Here is a 21,749-nt window from a genome sequence, read left to right on the forward strand (position 1 = left end):
TTGGTCGTCTTCCTGCTGGCATCGATGCCAGGTTCGGGGGCGATGTCGCCGTGACCGACATCTTGCATTTGTCGCCGTTGGGTCGACATTCGATTCGATGCGTTTCGGCAATCGGTGGCTGCTCGTGTAGTTGCGGGCCGTGATAATCGGCTCAACGCACCATGGCAGTCAAAAAGAACTCCTTCACCGCCTCTGCGGGCTCGTCTCCCATCCTTAACGGGCCCTATGATCCGCCCGCGCAACACTACGCTACGGCGGAGGATGGCAGCCTCGACTACGCGCGGCCGCTGCCCGGTCGCCGTATCTTCGCGCCGACCACGCCCCAGGTGCCTTTGGGCCGGCAGGCGCAGGCCAGCATGTTCGATGTCAACGACCTGGCGGGGCAGTACCGCAGCCATCTGGTCAATCTGGTGCGCGAACAGCTGGATGCCTGGCGCGCCAGCGGCTACGAAGGCGTCACCAGCCGTGTGACCCTCGCCCTGCTCGAATACTGGTTTCTTAACCCGGAGCGTCCAAGCCACAAGCGCCTCTTCTTTGCGCAACGCGAGGCCGTGGAAACCGCCATCTGGCTCAACGAGGTCGCCGCTCGGTCCAACGCCGGTTCTCACGTGCTGCGGCAGTTGCGCTTGGCCAACGAATCCGTGGAAGACGCGACCAGCGTGTTGCCCCGCATCTGCTTCAAGATGGCAACCGGCACCGGCAAGACTGTGGTCATGGCGTGCCTGCTGCTTTACCACTACCTCAATCGCTGCGAATACCGCAACGACACGCGCTATGCGGACTACTTCCTCATCGTTGCACCTGGCATCACCATTCGCGACCGGCTGTCCGTGCTGCGCGTGGATACGCAGGCCGAGCATGACGTTGACGCGGCTGACTACTACCGCCAGCGGCACCTCGTGCCTCCCGCCTTCGCCGTGCTGCTGCCCGGCCTGAATGCGCGCCTGGCCATAACGAACTTTCACGCTTTCGAGCCGCGGCAAATCGGGGGCAACAAGAGAAGCCCTCTCGACGGCAAGATCGGTGCCGACGGGCGCAAGACTCCTGCCCTCGAAAGCCCAGCAGACGTACTGCGCCGCGTGCTGCCTGGGTTCAAACCCGGCCGGCGCATGGTGGTCGTTAATGATGAGGCGCACCACTGCTACCTGCCGCGCGCCAAGGGCCGCGACAGCGACGAAGAGGCCAGCGCTACAGAGAACGAGCGCGCCGCCGTCTGGTTCTCGGGCCTGCGTGAGCTGGCTGGCCGCTGGAAGGTTGCCAGCGTGTACGACCTATCGGCCACGCCCTACTTCCTCGCCGGATCGGGCTGGCCCGCATATTCCTTCTTCCCCTGGATGGTGTCGGACTTCGGCCTCATCGAGGCCATCGAGTCGGGTCTGGTCAAGATTCCCTTCCTGCCCGTAGAGGACAACGCGCAGACGCTGGACGAACCCACGCTGCGCAATCTCTATGAAGCGTGCAAGGAAGGATTGCCTCACAAAAGCGCTCGCCACGATCGGCAGGAGGCCAAGCCCCGCGGCAAAGGCAAGGCCAAGGGCGACAACACGCCCGTCTTTGAGCCGCCGCCGGAGCTCCCGCCCCTGCTTAAGCAGGCGCTCCATCAGTTCTATGACCACTATGCGGCCTATGACAAGGGCCTGCGCGAGCAGGGCGAGCGGCGACGAGACATGTTCAGCGCGCCGCCGGTGTTCATCGTGGTATGCAGCAACACGACCGTCTCGCGTGAGGTCTACAAGCTCGTTGCCGGTTATGAAACAGTTGACGGCCAAGGCACCTCAAGAGTAGTGCGTGGCGTGCTCGACTTGTTCTCCAACTTCGATGCAAAGACACTCCGGCCCAAGCAACGCCCACCCACGCTGCTCATCGATTCCGATGCGCTGGAACACTCCGGCCAAGTCAACGACGATTTCAAGAAGGTCTTCGCCCCCGAGATCGAGGCATTCAAGCGCGAATACCGCCTCACGCATCCGCACCGCTCGGTGGAGGCGCTGACCGACGCCGACCTGCTGCGCGAGGTCGTCAACACCGTGGGCCGCGACGGCAAGCTCGGCCAGCATGTCCGCTGTGTGGTCAGCGTGGGCATGCTCACCGAAGGCTGGGACGCCAACACCGTGACCCACATCGTGGGCATTCGCGCCTTTGGCTCGCAACTACTGTGCGAGCAGGTTGCGGGCCGCGCGCTACGCCGGCGCGAATACTTTACCGACCCTAAGACCGGCAAGTTCCCGCCTGAATACGCCCACATCATCGGCGTGCCCTTCAAGTTCTTCAAAGGCGGTTCGCCCGAGTTGCCGACGCCGCAGGACATCCGGTACCTGCACGCGTTGCCTGAGCGAGCCGAGCTGACCATTGAATTCCCCAACGTGCAGGGCTACAAGCTCGCTCTCGATACCAATGCGCTAGAGGCCGATTTCTCCGGTACCCCCGCCTTCCAGGTAAATCTGGCCAAGTTGCCGACTCAGACCACGTTGGGCAATGCCTTTTCTGCCGACACGCAAGAGCTGCGCATCAAGCTCGAGGAGCTGCGCGACCAGCAAGTGGTGTACTGGGCCGCGCGCGCCACGCTGGCACGCTACTTCCGCAACGAACTGGGCGCGGTGCAGTTCGAGCACTTCCAGGACGTTCTGCGCATTGCTGGGCAATGGTATGCCAGCAAGATCGAACTAGTTGGCAGCACTGACGCAACGCTGCGTCGCCTGGTCTTCTTCTACGACGAGCAGGCGGTGGCCGCCAGCATCTACCACGGCATTGAAGCCGCCGGGCTGCATCGCCAGGCGGCGCAATCGGCAGGCAAGACGCCACACGTCATCGCCCTGCTCAACCGCTACAACCCGCGCGGCAGCACCGCCAACGTGCAGGCCAGTACCGCGCGTCCGGTGTACGCCACGCGCCGTAGCCCGGTCAACTTTGTGGTGGCCGACACCGACAGCTGGGAGCAGATCGCAGCCAAGACCTTCGAGCAGACCGAGGCCATCGAAAGTTACGTCAAGAATGCCTTCCTCGGCTTCGAGATTCCCTACACCGATAAAGCCGGCAAGGAGCGCCGTTACGTCCCCGACTTCCTGTGCCGCATCAAGACGCCCGGTGGCCGCCGTTTCAACCTCATCGTCGAAATCACTGGCTTCGCGCAGGACAAGGAATTCAAGCGTTACTACACCCTGCAGCGCTGGCTGCCCGCAGTCAATGCGCAGCGCGAGCAGTTCGGCGGCCTGTCCTGGCACTTCCTCGAAATCACCGACATCGAGCGGCTGAAGAACGAGTTGGATCCGGCGATCGACCGTATCGGCCAGCAGGTGGAAATCGACGAAGCCACTGCATGGGATGTGATTGAACTGCTGACGCAGTTTCCAGATGACTTCTTCCCACCTGTGCGTGAGGATGAATTACCACAGCAACGACACGACCCCGAGCAAGAAGAATGAAATATCTGTTGGACACCAATGCGCTGATTGCCCTGCGGGGCGCAGTCCACGGAAGGGACTCCAAAGACCCTCGGCGCGCTGAACAGGTGCGCCGCCTGCGTGAAAAGACACAGAGCATCTTGGCCAGCGATCTGGCCATGTCCATGATTAGCCTAGGCGAGTTGCATCTCTGGACTGCAAAGCACGCCCAGCGCGACAAGGCTGCGGAGTTGACGCGCCGCCTCACCGAGCACGTGCGCTGTGTTGGTCCGGATGCGGCCGACCCATCTGGCGAACGCATTGCACAGTATTACGGCGAGGTTCGCGCGCATCTCGAAACAAGTGGTGCGCCAATAGGCAACAACGACACTTGGATTGCCGCGCATGCTCTGGCCTTGAATCTTACGGTTGTCACTAACAATCAGGGCGAGTTCTCGCGCGTGCCGGGATTGCAGACCGAAGATTGGACCCAGTAGCCATGGCAACCCGCAAGAATCCAAAGCTGCCCAAGGCCAGCGCCGGAGACAGTGTCATTGGCAGCTACAAGCCAGTCGATGCGCTGCACCACGACAAGGGCCAGGCCCCGGTGGAGCGCCCCTACATCCCGAGCAGCGAAGAAAAGGGCGCCGAGGCCGACGCCATTGCTGGCTTGCCCACGCAGAAGCGCGTGCCGCTCAACCCCGTCACCCGGCGCGGGCAAGACCCCGAGCTGTACTGGCTGGATAAGTATGGGCCCGACGATGCGCAGGCCGAACTTGATGTGGACATCCGCAGCCTGTACCGCCACGAGCACATCGCGCCCGAAAAAATCATTGCCAGTCTCTATAGGCTGCGCGGCCGCGACGACGCGCAGAACGAGCTGTTCACCCACGAACTGTTCGGTAACCCGCTCGCCATGGACGAGCTGGACAAGCCCTTGAGCTACTACAAGCAGCCTAACAAGTGGCAGAACCGCATGATCCAGGGCGACAGCCTGCTGGTCATGGCCAGCCTGCTCGAACGCGAGGGCATGGCGGAGCAGGTGCAGTGCATCTATATCGATCCGCCCTACGGCATTAAGTACGGCAGCAACTGGCAGATGCGGCTGAACGATCGCAACGTGAAGGACGGCGCTGACGAAAACCTTTCGGGCGAGCCAGAAGTCATCAAGGCCTTTCGCGACACCTGGGAGCTGGGCATCCACTCCTACCTGAACTATTTGCGCGACCGGCTCCTGGTGGCGCGGGAACTGCTGAGCGCATCAGGCTCATGCTTTGTGCAGATCAGCGATGAGAACGTGCATCTCGTGCGAGCGTTGATGGATGAGGTATTTGGAAGTCAAAACTTTCATGCCACGATTCCCTTCAAGAAGACAGGTGGGTTGGCCGGGGCCACTTTGACGGTTACCACCGACTTCTTGATCTGGTACGCAAAAGACCTGAGCACGATGAAGTTTAGGCCGCTGTTTCTCGAGCGCGGTATCGGCGATGAAGGTGGGGGGGCATTTCGATTCGCTCTGCTCCCAACAGGAGAGGTTCGTTCTCTATCAAGCCTCTCTGGGGTGTTGCCGACGGGGTCAAAGCTTTGTCAGTCTGTATCGCTGACGTCCCAGGACCATAGCGCAACTCGAACCGTTGCCTACTCCTTCAATGGGCAGCAGTTTATTCCGCCTCATGACCGCCATTGGAGTGTCGACGTTCCTCATGGCTTAGACAGGCTTGCTGGTCAAAAACGCCTCTTTGTCGCGGGCTCGAGTCTGAGATTTGCGAGCCTGCTGGAAGACAACCCCGTCGTGCCTTTGTCAAATTTGTGGGTTGATACTGGATCCGGAAGCTTCACTGAGGATCAACGGTATGTTGTGCAAACTGCTACCAAAGTCATTCAGCGCTGCATCCTCATGACCACCGATCCCGGGGACTTGGTGCTCGACCCTACCTGCGGTAGCGGCACCACGGCTCATGTGGCGGAGCAGTGGGGCCGGCGCTGGATCACCACCGACACATCACGCATTGCCCTGAACATCGCCAAGACGCGGCTTATGACGGCCACCTACCCGTGGTACCGGCTGGTCGATGTTACGGGGCAGGACGTGCGGCACGGCTTCGTCTACAAGACGGTGCCGCACGTCACGCTCAAGTCGCTCGCCAACGACGAACCGCCCGAGACTAAGACGCTGTACGATCAGCCCGAGATTGACCGCAAGAAGCTGCGCGTGGCCGGCCCTTTCACGGTTGAGACATTGCAGGCCGACGAGCCGCTAGCGCCTGGTGACATGGCAACCGCCGAGCGCGACGCCGATAGCGCACAACGCTTCGTTGACCGCATCTTCGAACATCTGAAGTCGGCCGGTGTGAAGAACGGTGCCAAGGGCGAGACGGCGGTGTTCACGCGCGTGGAGCTGATCAACGACCCCGACGGCGCGTTGCATGCCGAAGGCTGGTATGACACCGCAGCAGGCGAGCGCAAGGCCTACCTCCACATCGGGCCGCAGTTCGGCACTGTGAGTCGCGTGGCGGTGAATCAGGCGGTACGTGCCTGCGGCCGGCGCGGCGATGCGGATTGGCTACTGGCGCTGGGCTTCGGCTTCGAGAGCGACATCGAAAACCGCTCCGTCACGCGCCGCGTGGGCAGTTTCGAGGTGACCAAGGTACGCATGCACGACGACCTAATGCAGGAGGGCCTGATCAAAAAAGACAAGAAGGCTGCTTCTTTCGTGACTATCGGCGAGCCGGACATCGCCTTGGTGCGGGAAGATGGTCAGGTGCAGGTGGAAATACGCGGCCTGGACATCTACGACCCGATCCGTGACGAGGTGACGGCGCGCAGCGCATCAGACATCAGCTACTGGATGCTGGATGCCGACTACGACGGCTCCAACTTCGTGCCCACACAAGTTTTCTTTTGCGGTGGCGACAAGGACGAGTTCGATAAGTTTCAGCGCGGCCTTTCGGCACTGGCCACCGCCAGCGTGAAGAAGAACGCCGAGCGCATGCTGAAGGTGGAACTGGACGAAGAGGCCTTCGAGCGCGTGTACGGCTTTCGCTCGCACCCTGTGCCTCTCAAGCGAGGACGAAAGCTGGCGGTGCGCGTGATCAGCCAGTTCGGCGAGGAAAGCACCAAGGTGCTGGCACCATGAACCCCCACAGGGACGGGAAGAGCATGGTGGGCGAGCAGCGTTAATACCATAGCGTCCTCCCACGCTGCGGATGGGGATAGAACCGGGACGCCGCCCATGGCGAATAGCTTCTCGACAGGCCAACGCCGCTTGCTGGAACTTCACCGAGACAACGTGCTGCGGAGGTCGACCTTTCTGGAGCATCTGACCTAAGGCGTATCTCTCAGCGCCTCACACCCCCAACAACTCCTCCAACACCTTCGGCTCCGCCAACAACCCAGCCGAAGGCCCCTGCCTCACAATCCGCCCCTTCTCCATCACCACAGCCTGCTCGGTATTCCCCAGCACCTTCCGCCAGTCCCGATCCACGATCAGCGTCGCGATCCCGGTCGCCCGGATCTCCCCGATCACCCGCCAGATCTCCGCCACGATCAGCGGCGCCAGCCCTTCGGTCGCTTCATCCAGAATCAGCAAGCGCGGATTCGTCATCAGCGCCCGCCCGATCGAAAGCATCTGCTGCTCCCCGCCCGACAGCTGCTGCCCCCCATGCGACAGCCGCTCCGTCAGCCGCGGGAACGTCGTCATCACCCGATCGAAGGTCCACTCCCGCTTCCCATCGATCCCCGCCCGCGCGCTCATCACCAGGTTCTCGCGCACCGACAGGTTCGGAAAAATCCCCCGCCCCTCCGGCACATACCCGATCCCGCGCCGCGCCATCTTTTCGGGCGCCCAGCCGGTCACGTCCTGGCCGTCCATCTTCACGCGCCCGGAGGCCGGGCGCACGTAGCCCATTAGCGAACGGATCATGGTGGTCTTGCCCATGCCGTTGCGCCCCAGCAGGCCGACCGAGGTCGCGGCGGGCAGGTTCACGTCCACACCCCGCAGGATGTGGCTGTCCCCGTAGTAGGTGTTCAGGCCTTCGATCTGCAGCATCTCAATGGTCCTCGCCCAGGTAGGCCGTGCGCACTTCGGGGTTCACGCGGATCGAGGCCGGGTCGCCGCTCGCGATGACGGTGCCGTTGACCATCACGGTGATGCGGTCGGCAATGCGGAACACCGCATCCATGTCGTGCTCCACCAGCAGGATCGCGTGGGTGGTCTTCAGGTTGGCCAAGAGGCTCAGCATGCGCTCGGTCTCCTCCGCGCCCATGCCGGCGAGCGGCTCGTCCAGCAGCAGCACGCGCGGCTTGGTGGCCAGGCACATCGCCACTTCCAGCTGCCGCTTGGCGCCGTGGCTCAGGGTGCCGGCGACGCGGGCGGCCACGTTGGCCAGGCCCGCCGCCTCCAGCGCCTCGCGCGCGGCGGCGTTGCTGTCGGTGCAGCTGTCCGACGACTGCCAGATCGCCCAGGGCTTCGGCGAGTTGGCCTGCGCCGCGAGGCGGCAGTTCTCCAGCACGGTGAACTCCGGGAAGATGGTGGTGCGCTGGTAGCTGCGCCCCACGCCGGCCAGCGCGCGGCGGAACTGGGCGCGGGCGGTGATGTCCTCGCCGTCGAGCGTGATGCGCCCTTCGGAGGCCTCGATCTCGCCGGAGAGCATGTTGATCAGCGTGGACTTGCCCGCGCCGTTGGTGCCGATCACCGCGTGCACCTCGCCGAGGTGCAGGTCCAGCGTGACCTTGTTGACCGCGACCAGGCCGCCGAAGCGGCGGGTCAGGGTCTCGACCGCCAGCAGCTTGCTCATGCCGTGGCCTCCTTCTTCGGCGCCAGGCGCACGCGCAGCCCGACGATGCCCTTGGGCAGCAGCGCGACGAAGGCGATGATGGACAGGCCCAGCGTCAGCTGCCAGTGGTCGGCCAGCGGCCCGACGATGGCATGGGTGGACAGCAGTTCCTTCAGCAGCGTGAAGGCCACGGCGCCGATGACCGCGCCGCGCAGGTGGCCCAGGCCGCCGAGGATGATCATCAGCAGCACCTCGCCCGAGTTGTGCCAGGCCAGGAGTTCGGGGTTGACCACGCCGTCGCGCGAGGCGACGAGGAAGCCCGCCAGCCCCGCCAGCGCACCCGCAATGACGAAGGCCGCGAGCTTGTAGCCGTACACCGGAAAGCCCGCCGCGCGCATGCGCTGCTCGTTGACGCGGATGCCCGCCAGCGCCGCACCGAAGCGCGAGCGGCGGATCAGCGCCAGCAGGCCGTAGGTGAAGACCAGCGCGCCGAGCACGAAGTAGAACTGCACCTTGCTGTTCTCCAGGTCCAGCGCGCCCAGCACCGGGCGGATGTACATGTAGATGCCGTCGCTGCCGCCGCCCACCGGCGTGTCGTGGAAGACGAAGAAGGCCATCTGCGCAAAGGCCAGCGTGACCATGATGAAGTACACGCCGCGCGTGCGCAGGCTCAGGGCGCCGGTGACCAGCGCGAAGGCGGCCGCGCAGCCCATCGCCAGCGGCAGCAGCAGGGCGATGTTGCCGCCCTCCTTGCCCGAGGCCAGCACGGTCGCATAGGCGCCGATGCCGTAGAAGGCCGCATGGCCCAGGCTCACCAGCCCGGTCATGCCGACCAGCAGCTCCAGGCTCAGCGCGAAGATCGAGAGGATCATCACCTTGACCACCAAGTCGCCGAGGTAGGGGCCCAGGAAGGGGCCGAGTGCCGCGAGCACGATGGCGCAGACCAGCGGCAGATAGTGAGAGAACGTCTTCATGTCTTGCGACCCATCAAGCCCTCGGGCCGCCAGATCAGGATGATGGCCATCAGCACATAGATGCCCATGCCCGCGAGGTCGGCGAAGAACACCTTGCCGAAGGTGTCGACGAAGCCCACCAGCAGCGAGGCCACCAGCGCGCCGGTGATGGAGCCGATGCCGCCGATCACCACCACCACGAAGCAGATGATCAGCACGCTCGCGCCCATGTTGGGGTACACCGAGGACATGGGCGCCGCGATCATGCCGGCCAGCGCGGCGAGCGCCACGCCGGCGGCGAAGACGATGCGGTAGAGCTGGCGGATGTCGATGCCGAGGCCGCGCACCATGTCGCGGTTGCTGGCGCCGGCGCGGATCATCATGCCCAGGCGCGTGCGGTTCACCACGTAGTAGAGGCCGATCGCCAGCACGATGCAGGCGGCCGACGCGAAGAGGCGGTACCAGGGGTAGCTCATCAGGCTGCCGAGCGCGAAGCTGCCGTCCAGCCACGAGGGCACCGGCACGCCGTGCACGTCGTTGCCCACCAGCAGCGAGCGCAGTTCCTCGAAGACGAGGATCAGGCCGTAGGTCATCAGCACCTGCTGCAGGTGGTCGCGCTGGTAGAGGTAGCTGAAGAAGGCCCACTCCAGCACGTAGCCGAAGAGCGCCGTGAGCACCACGCCGGCCAGCAGCATGATGATGAACTGGTTGCCGAAGAGCGGCGCGAGCGCGAAGGCCATGTACGCGCCGATCATGTAGAAGCTGCCGTGGGCCAGGTTGATCACGCCCATGATCCCGAAGATCAGGGTCAGTCCCGAGGCCACCAGGAACAGGAGAAGCCCGTACTGAACGGAGTTCAGGCACTGGACGAGGAAGGTACCGAAGTCCACGGCAGGTCGTCGCTTTCAGTCAGTCAGTCGATCGATGGGATGCCGGTCACATCTTGCAGCCGCGCGCGGGGTCTGCGAGACCCTTCACGGCGATGTTCACCACCTTGTTTTCCTTGCCCTCGACCTTGCGCAGGTAGATGTCCTGCACCGGGTTGTGCGACTTGCCGACGGTGAAGGCACCGCGCGGGCTGTCGATCTTGGCCTTCTCGATGGCGGCGGCGAACTCGGCCTTCTTGCCGATGTCGCCCTTGGTCGCGGCCAGGCCGATGGCCAGCATCTGCGCGGCGTCGTAGCCCTGCACGGCGTACACGTCGGGCTGCAGCTTGAACATCTTGGCGTACTCGGTGCGGAACTTGTTGTCGCGCGGGGTGTTGAGGCCGTCCGCGTAGTGCAGCGTGGTCAGCATGCCCTGGGCGGAGTCGCCCTGCGCTTCCAGCGTGCCGTCGGTCAGGAAGCCGGGGCCGTAGAGCGGGATGGTCTTGTTCAGGCCGGCCGCCGCGTAGTCCTTGACGAACTTGACTGCGCCGCCGCCTGCGTAGAAGGAATACACCGCATCGGGCTTGGCCGCCGCGATCTCGGTCAGCAGGGCCTGGAACTCCACGTTCGGGAAGGGCACGGTGAGCTGCTTGAGCACCTTGCCGCCGCCCTTCTCGAAGCCTTCCTTGAAGCCGGCCACCGACTCGTCGCCGGCCGCGTACTTCCAGGTGATGGTCATCGCGGTCTTCTTGCCCTGCTTGGCCGCCACCTCGCCCATGGCATAGGCCGGCTGCCAGTTCGAGAAGGAGCTGCGGAAGATGTTGGGGGCGCACATCGGGCCGGTCACCGCGTCGGCGCCGGCGTTGGGCACGATCAGCACGGTGCCGCTTTCCTTGGCGGCCTTGGCCATCGCCATCGCCACGCCGGAGTGCACGGTGCCGATGATCACGTCGACGTTGTCGCGCTTGATCAGCTTGTTGACGTTGTCGGTGGCCTTGGCCGGGTCGGACTCGTCGTCGACCTTGATGTACTCGATCTCGCGGCCGCCCAGCTTGCCGCCGTGCTCCTCGACGTTGAGCTTGAAGCCGTTCTCGATGGCGACGCCCAGCGCGGCGTAGGTGCCGCTGAACGGCAGCATCAGGCCGACCTTGAGCTTGCCCTGCTGGGCGTTGGCCAGGGTGGCGACGCAGGCCAGCGCGAGGGCCGTCAGGGTGGTGCGTGCTGCGATGCGGGTGGTCATGGAGATCTCCTTGGGTTGGTGATTGGAACGAAGGCCATCGGCCGCCCGAACGACTTCGGGGAAATGAAAGTACTTTAGCGCTAAACTATTTATGGCTGAAATACAGACTTCCCCGGGGGTGCGGCGATGAACGAAACGGCCGCCACTATCGCCTTTTCGGGCTGGTCGCGGTGCGGGGAATGCCCGCAGTCCGGGATTTCCACCAGCTTCGTCCCGGGCACGCGCTGGGCGATGCCGCGGATCTGGGCCAGGGTGCCGTACTCGTCGTCGATGCCTTGCATAGCAAGAACCGGGCAACGGATGGTGCCGAGCTCGGCTTCGATGTTCCAGTCGCGGAAGGGCGGGTGCAGCCAGATGCGGTTCCAGCCCCAGAAGGCCGAGTCCACGTCCGCGTGGTAGCGGCCCAGCTTCTTCGGCAGGTCGGTCTCCAGGTAGGCCTGGCGCGCCAGCTCGATGTTGGCGACCGTCACGTCCTCCACGAAGATGTGCGGCGCCAGCACCACCAGGCCGGTCACCCGGTCGGGGAAGCGCGCGGCGTACAGCAGCGCGATCGAGCCGCCGTCGCTGTGGCCGAAGAGCCAGGGCTTTTCCTGGAGGCCGATGGCCTCGAAGAAGGCGGGCAGCACCTCGTGCGCCTGGCGGTGCATGAAGTCCACGTCCCAGAATTCGTCGGGCTCGCGCGGCGTCGATTGGCCATAGCCCGGGCGCGAGAACACCAGGCCGCGAAAGCCGCCGGCCTCGCACAGGCGCTCGGGGAAGTCCTTCCACATCGCGATCGAGCCCAGGCCCTCGTGCAGGAACGCCACGAGCGGCGCCGCGCTGCGTTCCGGTGCGATCTGCACGTATTCGACGCGCACCTCTCTCCCCCGCCACTGGATGGCGGCGAACTGGGGTTGCCCTCTCACGCCGACCTCTCCCGCTCGCGCAGACGGAAGCGCTGGATCTTGCCGGTCGCCGTCTTCGGCAGCTCGTCGACGAACTCGATGAAGCGCGGGTACTTGTAGGGCGCGAGCCGTTCCTTGACGAAGGCCTTGAGCTCCTCGTCCGTCACGTGCTGGCCGGCCTTGCGCACCACGTAGGCCTTGGTCTTGGTCAGGCCGTCCGAATCTTCCTTGCCGATCACCGCGGCCTCGAGCACGGCCGGGTGCTGCATCAGCGTGGCCTCGACCTCGAAGGGCGAGACGTAGATGCCGCTGACCTTGAGCATGTCGTCGCTGCGGCCGGCGTAGGTGTAGTAGCCGTCGGCATCGCGCGAGTACTTGTCGCCGCTCTTGGTCCAGCCCTCGCGGAAGGTCTCGGCGCTCTTCTCGGGGTTGCCCCAGTACATCACGGCCGTGCTGGGGCCCTTGATATAGAGGTCGCCCACTTCGCCCACGGGCACGGGCTGGCCGTCCTCGCCGCGCAGCTCGATCTCGTAGCCTTCCACCGGGCGGCCGGTGGTGCCGTAGCGGATGTCGCCCGGCCGGTTGGAGATGAAGATGTGCAGCATCTCGGTCGAGCCGATGCCGTCGATGATCTCGCAGCCGAAGTGCTGCTTGAAGCGCTGCGCCAGCTCGCCCGGCAGCGCCTCGCCGGCCGAGGAGCACATGCGCAGCGACACCGCCTCGCGCGCCGGCAGGTTGGGCGAGGCGAGCATGCCGGCGAAGCCGGTCGGTGCGCCGAAGAAGACGGTGGGCTTGTGCTGTCCCGTCCAGCGCTTGAAGGTGGCATCCGGCGTCGGCCGCTCGGCCATCAGCAGCACGGTCGCGCCGACCGAGAGCGGGAAGGTCAGGCCATTGCCCAGGCCATAGGCGAAGTAGAGCTTGGCGGCCGAGAAGCAGACGTCGTTCTCGCCCAGGCCCAGCACCGGCTTGCCGTACAGCTCGGCCGTCCACCACGGGTTGCCGTGGGTGTGGACCGTGCCCTTGGGCTTGCCGGTGGAGCCGGAGGAATAGAGCCAGAAGGCATGGTCGGTGGGCGCGGTCGCGGCGGGCTCGGCCAGCGGCGGGTGCGCGGCGAGCGCCGCCTCGAATTCCTGTGCGCCCTCGGGCAGATCGCCGGTGGGCTGCGAGACGATGAGGGCCTGCAGCGCCTGGCCGCTCTTGCGCTGGGCATCCACCAGCGTCGGCAGCAGCGCGCCCGACACCAGCGCGGCCTTGGCACCGCTGTTGGCCAGCATGTAGGCGTAGTCCTCGGTGGTCAGCAGCGTGTTGACCGCCACCGGCACCACGCCGGCGTAGAGCGATCCGAGGAAGCTCACCGGCCAGTCGCTGCTGTCGAGCATCAGCAGCAGCACGCGGTCCTCGCGCTTCACGCCGGCGGCGAGCAGGGCGGCGGCGAGGCGTCGCGCACGCTCCTCGAGCTGGCCGTAGGGCAGGGTGCCGCGGTCGTCCACGTAGGCGATCTTCTGCGCGCGCCCGCGGTTGAGGGCGAACAGGTGTTCGGCGAAGTTGAATTGGGCAGGCAGGCTCATCGTGTCGTTCCTCGGGTCCCCGTGTTCTCGTCGTCGTGGCTCAGGCCTGCGCCAGGCCCAGCTGCGCCAGCACGCCCGGCGCGGCCTGTACCGCGGCGCGGCGGTGGTAGAAGTCCAGCGCGCGCAGCCCCGCGAGCTCGGCGCCGCCGCCGGCGCGGCCCGGGCCGCCGTGCAGCGAATGCGGCATCACGTTGCCGTGGCCGGTGTGGGCCTGCCCCACCTCGGGCGTGATCACGTGCACGCGGCCGTGGCTGGCGGCGAGCTGCACCGCGGCCTGGCCGAGCGCGGCCTCGTCGGCGCCGTACAGCGAGGTGACCAGCGAGCCCTGCCCGCGATGCGCAAGCGCGATCGCATGGCCCAGGTCGCGGTAGGGCAGCAGGGTGGACACCGGGCCGAAGACTTCGACGTCGTGCACCACCTGCGCCGCATCGGCGTCGCGTGCGCCCAGCAGCACCGGGCCGATGCAGGCGGCGACGGCCGGGTCGGCATCGACCAGCTTGGCCTGGCTGCCGTCGTGCAGCACGGCGGCCTGCGCCTTCAGCGCATCCAGCCCCTCGCGCACCGCGTTCAGCTGCGCCTTGCTCACCAGCGAGCCCATGCGCACGCTCTCGTTGCGCGGGTTGCCGACCGTGATGCCGGCCAGCTTCGCACCGATGGCTTCGGCCGCCGCGTCGTAGAGCGCGGCCGGCACCAGGATGCGGCGGATGGCGGTGCACTTCTGGCCCGCCTTGACCGTCATCTCGCGCACCACCTCGCGCACCAGCAGCTTGAAGGCCTCGCTGTCGGCGCTCGCGTCGGGCAGCAGCAGGGCGGAGTTGAGGCTGTCGGCCTCGATGTTCACCCGCGCCGAGCGCTGCGCCACCGCGGCATGCGAGCGGATCACCGCGCCGGTGTCGGCCGAGCCGGTGAAGGACACCACGTCGAAGCCCTGCAGCTGGTCCATCAGCCCGGCCGAGCTGCCGCAGATCACCGACAGCGCGCCGGCCGGCAGCACGCCGGCCTCGATCACGTCGCGCACCATGCGCTGCGTGAGCCAGGCGGTGGCGGTGGCCGGCTTCACGATCACCGGCACGCCGGAGAGCAGGGCGGGCGCCGCCTTCTCCCACAGGCCCCAGGAGGGGAAGTTGAAGGCGTTGATGAAGAGCGCCACGCCGCGCGTGGGCACCTGCAGGTGCTGCGACTGGAAGACGGGCTCTTTGCCCAGCTTGGCCGCATCGCCGTCGCGCAGCGCGTGCACGTCGCCCAGCGCATCGCCCCACTTGGCGTACTGGCCCAGGGTGAAGATGCCGCCGTCGATGTCCACCGCCGAGTCGTTCTTCACCGTGCCCGAGTTCGCGGTGGCGATCTCGTAATAGGCATCGCGGTTGGCCTGCAGCACCTTGACGATGGCGCCCAGCAGCCCGGCGCGCTGCCTGTAGGTCAGAGCGCGCAAGGCCGCGCCGCCGGCTTCGCGGGCGAAGGCGAAGGCCTCGCTCAGGTCGAGCCCGGTCGCGTCGACGCGGACCAGCTCGGTGCCGAGCACCGGGTCGAAGAGCGGCGTTCCGGCGCCGCTGCCGGCCTGCCAGCGGCCGGCGACGTGGTTGGAGAGAAGTTCGGTCATTTGCATTGGCTCCGGTATCAATTCGGGGAGCACCGCGGAACCGGCTTTGCCGGGCCGCTGGTGTGGCCCCCGGTGAGGGGGTTGGCGGCTACACGAAGTGCGCAAGCCTGGGGGAGGGCGTCATTTGCTGAACTGGATCTGGCCTTCGGGGAGCAGGTAAAGGACCAGTGCGCGGCCTTGCGCCACGGTGGGGTAGTGCGCCGAGCCGGGCGGATACACGCACCACCCCGCGGGCCGCCCGTCGAAGGTCGCATCGCCTTCCAGCGGCATGATCAGATCGATCTCGCCGTTCGGATGCGTGTGGTGCGGCCCCTGGATGTCGTTCATGTCCACCACGTCGACCGAGAAGCCGGCCAGCGCCGCCTCGGGCTTGAAGGCCCGGCCATACTTGATGCCGCCGCCCTCGCGCTCGCACAGCCAGCCCTCGGCCACGCCGTCGATGCAGGCCTGCTTCAGGCGCTCGTAGCTCTCGCTGCCGGGGCCGTGCACCGTGTTGAGCCAGCGGTCGAGCTCGTCGTTGAGCGGGCGGCCGGCGATCTGCGTGGTCACGTCGGCGACGATCTGGTGGAAGGTTTCCTTGGACATCGTGGTGCTCTGCGTGGGTGGGAACTTGCGGCAAATCGCCGCGTGCAGTATCTTGCCTGTACATGAACCATAAGCACCGACCGAAAAGGTGTCAAGCAATATAGTGCATATATGGTGTTTACCCTAAGGAGGGCAGGACGACATGAATGACCGAGCCGAGGCGGTGCTGAGCGCACCGGCAGATACCGCCCTTGCGGCCCCGGCCGCCGCCGACGAAGCCAAGAACCCGCTCCTGGTGGCGCTGGGCGAGCGCGTGCGCAACCTGCGCGCGCGCCGCGGCCTCACCCGCAAGGCGGTCGCGCAGGCGGCCGAGGTGTCGGAGCGGCACCTGGCCAACCTCGAATACGGCATCGGCAACGCCTCCATCCTGGTGCTGCAGCAGGTGGCGACCGCGCTGCAATGCTCGCTGGCCGAGCTGGTGGGCGACGTCACCACCAGCTCGCCCGAATGGTTGCTGATCCGCGAGCTGCTGGAGCGCCGCAGCGAGGCCGACCTGCGCCGCGCCCGCATCGCCCTGGGCGAGCTGCTGGGCACCGCCGCCGGCGACCCCGCGCGCAATCGCCGCATCGCGCTGGTGGGGCTGCGCGGCGCCGGCAAGTCCACCCTGGGCCAGATGCTGGCCGACGACCTGGACGTGCCTTTCATCGAGCTCAGCCGCGAAATCGAGAAGCTGGCCGGCTGCAGCGTGCGCGAGATCCACGACCTGTACGGCACCAACGCCTACCGCCGCTACGAGCGCCGCGCGCTGGAAGAAACCGTGCAGATCTACGCCGAGGTGGTGATCGCCACGCCCGGCGGCATCGTCTCCGACCCGGCCACCTTCAACGAGCTGCTGACCCACTGCACCACCGTCTGGCTGCAGGCCGCCCCCGAGGAGCACATGGGCCGCGTCGCCGCCCAGGGCGACACCCGCCCCATGGCCGCCAGCAAGGAGGCGATGGACGACCTGCGCCGCATCCTGGCTGGCCGGGCCGCCTTCTATTCCAAGGCCGACCTCAGCGTGGACACCAGCGGAAAGGACCTCGCCCACAGCTTCCAGGCGCTGCGCGCGGCGGTGCGCGAGGCCATGAGCCGGGGCGGCTGACACCTACCAGAACTGGTAGTTGCAAAAAACTTCGTTCCGGGCTTGACGCGCCCAGAAACATGCACGATGATGCATGCCATGGCCACCGCCAAATGCACTATTGTTCATTGACCCCAGGCACCCAGGAGACCGCGACATGACCGAGACCGCTGCCCATCCCGCCCGCGTCGACTACCGCACCGACCCGACCCAATACCGCCACTGGAAGCTCAGCGTCGAGGGCCCCGTCGCCCGCCTGTCGCTGGACATCGCGGAAGACGGCGGCATCCGCCCCGGCTACAAGCTCAAGCTCAACAGCTACGACCTGGGCGTGGACATCGAGCTCAACGACGCGCTCAACCGCGTGCGCTTCGAGCATCCGGAAGTGCGCTCGGTGATCGTCACCAGCGGCAAGGACCGCATCTTCTGCTCCGGCGCCAACATCTTCATGCTGGGCGTCTCCAGCCACGCCTGGAAGGTCAACTTCTGCAAGTTCACCAACGAGACCCGCAACGGCATCGAAGATTCCTCGAAGCACTCGGGCCTGAAGTTCCTGGCCGCCGTCAACGGCGCCTGCGCCGGCGGCGGCTACGAGCTGGCCCTGGCCTGCGACGAGATCCTGCTGGTGGACGATCGCTCCTCCTCCGTCTCCCTGCCCGAGGTGCCCCTCCTGGGCGTGCTGCCCGGCACCGGCGGCCTGACCCGCGTCACCGACAAGCGCCACGTGCGCCATGACCTGGCCGACATCTTCTGCACCAGCGTCGAAGGCGTGCGCGGCCAGCGCGCGGTCGAGTGGCGCCTGGTCGATGCGATCGCCAAGCCGGCCCAGTTCGCCGCCGCCGTGCAGGAGCGCGCCGCCAAGCTGTCCGAGGGCAGCCAGCGCCCCGCCGGCGCCAAGGGCGTGCAGCTCACCCGCGTCGAGCGCGAAGACGGCGCCGACAGCATCCGCTACGAACACGTCACCGTCGAGATCGACCGCGCCCGCCGCACCGCCACGCTGACCGTCAAGGCGCCCACCGGCGCGCAGCCGACCGACGTCGCCGGCATCGAAGCCGCCGGCGCCGCCTGGTGGCCGCTCGCGATGGTGCGCCAGCTCGATGACGCGATCCTCAACCTGCGCACCAACGAGCTCGACATCGGCACCTGGCTGCTCAAGACCGAGGGCGATGCGAAGGCCGTGCTCGCCAGCGACCAGACCCTGCTCGCGAACAAGGACCACTGGCTGGTGCGCGAAACCATCGGCGCCCTGCGCCGCACGCTGGCCCGCCTGGACGTCTCCTCGCGCAGCCTGTTCGCGCTGATCGAGTCCGGCTCCTGCTTCGCCGGCACCCTGGCCGAGCTGGCCTTCGCGGCCGACCGCGCCTACATGCTGGCCCTGCCCGACGAGCCCGAGCGCGCGCCGAAGATCCAGCTGGACGAGTTCAACTTCGGCTTCTTCCCGATGGTCAACGACCAGACCCGCCTGCAGCGCCGCTTCTACGAAGAGAGCGCGCCGCTCGAGGCCGCCCGTGCCGCCGCCGGCAAGGCGCTCGATGCCGACGAGGCGCTGAAGCTCGGCCTGGTCACCGCCGCGCCCGACGACATCGACTGGGACGACGAGATCCGCATCGCCATCGAGGAGCGCGCCGCCATGTCGCCCGACGCCCTCACCGGGCTGGAAGCCAACCTGCGCTTCGCCAGCCAGGAGAACATGCTCACCCGCATCTTCGGCCGGCTCACCGCCTGGCAGAACTGGATCTTCAACCGCCCGAACGCCGTTGGCGAGAAGGGGGCGCTGAAGGTCTACGGCACCGGCGAGAAAGCCGGCTTCGACCTGAACAGGGTATGACCCCCAGGCTCGCCCACTTCGTGTGGCTCTCGCACCCCCTTCCAGGGGGCAACACCAGCGACCCGGCAAAGCCGGTTCCGCGGTGTTTCCCGAACAGGCCTCGTTTCACTCGCCGCGTGAGCAACCTTTCATCGCCGAACTCACTTCGTTAAAGGACCCGTCATGAGCACGATCAACTACAGCGAGAAGATCCCCAACAACGTCAACCTCGGCGAAGACCGCACGCTGCAGCGCGCGCTCGAGGGCTGGCAGCCGAACTTCATCAACTGGTGGGACGACGTCGGCCCCGAGGGCTCGACCAACTACGAGGTCTACCTGCGCACCGCCGTCAGCGTCGACCCGCAGGGCTGGGCCCAGTTCGGCCACGTGAAGATGCGCGACTACCGCTGGGGCATCTTCCTGAACCCGGGCGACGCCAACCGCGAGATCCACTTCGGCGACCACAAGGGCGAGAAGGCCTGGCAGGACGTGCCCGGCGAGCACCGCGCCAACCTGCGCCGCATCATCGTCACGCAGGGCGACACCGAGCCGGCCTCCGTCGAGCAGCAGCGCCACCTGGGCCTCACGGCGCCCAGCATGTACGACCTGCGCAACCTGTTCCAGATCAACGTGGAAGAGGGCCGCCACCTGTGGGCCATGGTCTACCTGCTGCACAAGCACTTCGGCCGCGACGGCCGCGAGGAGGCCGAGGCCCTGCTGCAGCGCCAGTCGGGCGACGAGAACAACCCGCGCATCCTGGGCGCCTTCAACGAGAAGACGCCGGACTGGCTGGCCTTCTTCATGTTCACCTACTTCACCGACCGCGACGGCAAGTTCCAGCTGTCGGCGCTGGCCGAGAGCGCCTTCGATCCGCTGGCGCGCACCACGAAGTTCATGCTGACCGAGGAAGCGCATCACATGTTCGTGGGCGAGAGCGGCGTCTCGCGCGTGCTCAGCCGCACCGCGCAGGTGATGAACGAGCTCAAGACCGACGACCCGGCCAAGGTGCGTGCCGCCGGCGCCATCGATCTGGGCACCATCCAGCGCTACCTGAACTTCCACTACAGCGTCACCATCGACCTCTTCGGCGCCGACCAGTCGAGCAACGCCGCCACCTTCTACAGCTCGGGCCTCAAGGGCCGCTACGAGGAAGGCAAGCGCACCGACGACCACGTGCTCAAGGGCCAGACCTACAAGGTGCTCGAAGTCCAGAACGGCCAGCTCGTCGAGAAGGACGTGCCCATGCTCAACGCGCTCAACGAAGTGCTGCGCGACGACTTCATCAAGGACTCCGTGGCCGGCGTGAGCCGCTGGAACAAGGTGCTGGAGAAGGCCGGCATCCCCACCCGCCTGACCGTGCCGCACAAGGCCTTCAACCGCCAGATCGGCGCGCTCGCCGGCATCAAGATGTCGCCCGAGGGCCGCGTGGTGAACGAGGCCGAATGGGCCGCGAAGAAGGCCGAGTGGCTGCCCACCGGCGAAGACTTCGCCTTCGTGGCATCGTTGATGGGCCGTGTGGTCGACCCCGGCAAGTTCGCCGGCTGGATCGCGCCGCCGGTGATGGGCATCAACCGCCAGCCGGTCGACTTCGAGTACGTTCGCTTCGGTTGAATGACAGCCCCCCGGCTTTTCACTCCCTGCGGTCGTGTAACTCCACCCCCCGGGGGGGAGGCGCGGCCGGCTTGGGGCGGCCCGGCGCTCGGCCGCCTGGGGGCACAAGGAGACTCACGATGGACATGGCCAGCATCCAAGTCGGCGTCATCAAGCAGCACTTGATCGACCCCGAGATCTGCATCCGCTGCAACACCTGCGAGGCGACCTGCCCGGTCAACGCCATCACGCACGACGACCGCAACTACGTGGTGCGGGCCGACGTGTGCAACGGCTGCATGGCCTGCATCTCGCCCTGCCCGACGGGATCGATCGACAACTGGCGCACCATGCCCGTGGCGCGCGCCTACTCGATCGAGGAGCAGCTCACCTGGGACGAGCTCCCCGCCGAGCTCACGCCCGAGCAGCTCGAGGCGGAGGGCGTGGCCTCCGCCGACGAGGTGGTGATCCAGGCGCAGGCCCAGCCCGCGGCCTCGCCCCAGCCGCAGGCCGCCCCGGGCGAGGTGCCCTTCAACTCCGCGCAGTACGGCGCCACCGTCCCGCCCTGGTCGGCCGCGCATGCCTACACCAACCTGTTCCCGCCGAAGACCCCCACCACCGCGACGGTGGTCGGCAACTTCAACTGCACCGAGGCCGGCTACGAGAACCAGACGCACCACATCGTGCTGGACTTCGGCGCCATGCCCTTCCCGGTGCTGGAGGGGCAGTCCATCGCCATCATCCCGCCGGGCACCGATGCCAACGGCAAGCCTCACTTCGCGCGCCAGTACTCCATCGCCAGCCCGCGCAACGGCGAGCGGCCCGGCTACAACAACGTCTCGCTCACGGTGAAGCGCGTGCTGCAGGACCACCAGGGCAACCCGGTGCGAGGCGTCGCCAGCAACTACGTGTGCGACCTCAAGGTGGGCGACAAGGTCCAGGTCATCGGCCCCTTCGGCACATCGTTCCTGATGCCGAACCATCCGAAGTCGCACATCGTGATGATCTGCACCGGCACCGGCAGCGCGCCCATGCGCGCCATGACCGAATGGCGCCGGCGCCTGCGCAAGAGCGGCAAGTTCGAGGGAGGCAAGCTCATGCTCTTCTTCGGCGCGCGCACGCAGCAGGAGCTGCCGTACTTCGGCCCGCTGCAGAACCTGCCCAAGGACTTCATCGACATCAACTTCGCCTTCTCGCGCACGCCCGGGGCGCCCAAGCGCTACGTGCAGGACGCGATGCGCGAGCGCGCCGCCGACCTGGCCGCGCTGCTCAAGGACGGGCAGAGCCACTTCTACGTCTGCGGCCTGAAGAGCATGGAAGAGGGCGTGGTGCTGGCGCTGCGCGACGTGGCGGTGGAAGCCGGGCTCGATTGGGACACCGTCGGCGCCTCGCTGAAGCGCGAAGGCCGCCTGCACCTCGAGACGTACTAAGCTCGGCG

16 protein-coding genes are annotated in these 21,749 nt (G+C 66.5%); 7 read left to right on the forward strand and 9 right to left on the reverse strand.

Going from position 1 to position 21,749, the window contains the following annotated elements; genetic code table 11:
• The first annotated feature begins 161 nt into the window (after positions 1-161).
• Genes A8M77_RS03795 through A8M77_RS03805 form a run of 3 tightly spaced genes read left to right on the forward strand, consistent with a single transcriptional unit; the run spans position 162 to position 6,516 of the window.
• Positions 162-3,422 (forward strand): BPTD_3080 family restriction endonuclease, encoded by a 3,261-nt coding sequence (locus A8M77_RS03795; protein WP_086920229.1) that lies wholly within the window; start codon positions 162-164, stop codon positions 3,420-3,422.
• Positions 3,419-3,877, forward strand: a complete 459-nt coding sequence (locus tag A8M77_RS03800; RefSeq protein ID WP_086920230.1) for a type II toxin-antitoxin system VapC family toxin — start codon at positions 3,419-3,421, stop codon at positions 3,875-3,877. Before A8M77_RS03795 ends, A8M77_RS03800 begins: the two co-directional genes overlap by 4 nt.
• Positions 3,878-3,879: 2 nt before the next feature.
• Positions 3,880-6,516, forward strand: a complete 2,637-nt coding sequence (locus tag A8M77_RS03805; RefSeq protein WP_086920231.1) for a site-specific DNA-methyltransferase — start codon at positions 3,880-3,882, stop codon at positions 6,514-6,516.
• A gap of 210 nt (positions 6,517-6,726) precedes the next feature.
• Here A8M77_RS03805 and A8M77_RS03810 read toward each other — a convergent pair whose 3' ends face one another.
• From A8M77_RS03810 to A8M77_RS03850, 9 genes are all read right to left on the reverse strand, one after another.
• On the reverse strand, positions 6,727-7,428 hold the full coding sequence (locus A8M77_RS03810; protein ID WP_086920232.1) for an ABC transporter ATP-binding protein: 702 nt from the start codon (positions 7,426-7,428) through the stop codon (positions 6,727-6,729).
• A 1-nt stretch (position 7,429) separates the two neighbouring features.
• A complete protein-coding gene (locus A8M77_RS03815; RefSeq protein ID WP_086920233.1) occupies positions 7,430-8,176 on the reverse strand; it encodes an ABC transporter ATP-binding protein in 747 nt (248 codons plus the stop codon).
• Positions 8,173-9,129 (reverse strand): branched-chain amino acid ABC transporter permease, encoded by a 957-nt coding sequence (locus A8M77_RS03820; RefSeq protein WP_086920234.1) that lies wholly within the window; start codon positions 9,127-9,129, stop codon positions 8,173-8,175. The genes A8M77_RS03815 and A8M77_RS03820 overlap by 4 nt, the downstream gene beginning before the upstream one ends.
• Positions 9,126-9,998, reverse strand: coding sequence for a branched-chain amino acid ABC transporter permease (locus tag A8M77_RS03825; RefSeq protein ID WP_086920235.1), 873 nt, complete (start codon positions 9,996-9,998; stop codon positions 9,126-9,128). Before A8M77_RS03825 ends, A8M77_RS03820 begins: the two co-directional genes overlap by 4 nt.
• 46 nt (positions 9,999-10,044) lie before the next feature.
• Complete coding sequence (locus A8M77_RS03830; RefSeq protein ID WP_086920236.1) at positions 10,045-11,214, reverse strand: ABC transporter substrate-binding protein; 1,170 nt, start codon at positions 11,212-11,214, stop codon at positions 10,045-10,047.
• Between the two features lie 89 nt (positions 11,215-11,303).
• Positions 11,304-12,119, reverse strand: a complete 816-nt coding sequence (locus A8M77_RS03835) for an alpha/beta fold hydrolase (protein ID WP_086920237.1) — start codon at positions 12,117-12,119, stop codon at positions 11,304-11,306.
• Entirely contained in the window at positions 12,116-13,666 is a 1,551-nt protein-coding gene (locus A8M77_RS03840) for a benzoate-CoA ligase family protein (protein WP_086920238.1), read from the reverse strand. The genes A8M77_RS03835 and A8M77_RS03840 overlap by 4 nt, the downstream gene beginning before the upstream one ends.
• Positions 13,667-13,706: 40 nt before the next feature.
• Positions 13,707-15,266, reverse strand: a complete 1,560-nt coding sequence (locus A8M77_RS03845) for a 3,4-dehydroadipyl-CoA semialdehyde dehydrogenase (RefSeq protein WP_086920239.1) — start codon at positions 15,264-15,266, stop codon at positions 13,707-13,709.
• Between the two features lie 120 nt (positions 15,267-15,386).
• Positions 15,387-15,851 (reverse strand): 4-hydroxylaminobenzoate lyase, encoded by a 465-nt coding sequence (locus A8M77_RS03850; RefSeq protein WP_086920240.1) that lies wholly within the window; start codon positions 15,849-15,851, stop codon positions 15,387-15,389.
• 142 nt (positions 15,852-15,993) lie between these two features.
• On the opposite strand from A8M77_RS03850, the gene A8M77_RS03855 reads away from it, so the two are divergent.
• The 4 genes from A8M77_RS03855 (at position 15,994) to boxA (ending at position 21,741) form a co-directional block, all read left to right on the forward strand.
• The gene (locus A8M77_RS03855) at positions 15,994-16,935 is read left to right on the forward strand and encodes a helix-turn-helix transcriptional regulator (RefSeq protein WP_086920241.1); all 942 of its coding nucleotides are present in this window, start codon (positions 15,994-15,996) and stop codon (positions 16,933-16,935) included.
• A gap of 136 nt (positions 16,936-17,071) precedes the next feature.
• Positions 17,072-18,742, forward strand: a complete 1,671-nt coding sequence (gene boxC / locus A8M77_RS03860; RefSeq protein ID WP_086920242.1) for a 2,3-epoxybenzoyl-CoA dihydrolase — start codon at positions 17,072-17,074, stop codon at positions 18,740-18,742.
• A 162-nt stretch (positions 18,743-18,904) separates the two neighbouring features.
• Positions 18,905-20,332 (forward strand): benzoyl-CoA 2,3-epoxidase subunit BoxB, encoded by a 1,428-nt coding sequence (boxB, locus tag A8M77_RS03865; protein ID WP_086920243.1) that lies wholly within the window; start codon positions 18,905-18,907, stop codon positions 20,330-20,332.
• A 119-nt stretch (positions 20,333-20,451) separates the two neighbouring features.
• The gene (gene boxA, locus A8M77_RS03870) at positions 20,452-21,741 is read left to right on the forward strand and encodes a benzoyl-CoA 2,3-epoxidase subunit BoxA (protein WP_086920244.1); all 1,290 of its coding nucleotides are present in this window, start codon (positions 20,452-20,454) and stop codon (positions 21,739-21,741) included.
• Positions 21,742-21,749: the final 8 nt, after the last annotated feature.

It is taken from the genome of Variovorax sp. JS1663 (assembly GCF_002157355.1).
Lineage (GTDB): Bacteria > Pseudomonadota > Gammaproteobacteria > Burkholderiales > Burkholderiaceae_C > Variovorax.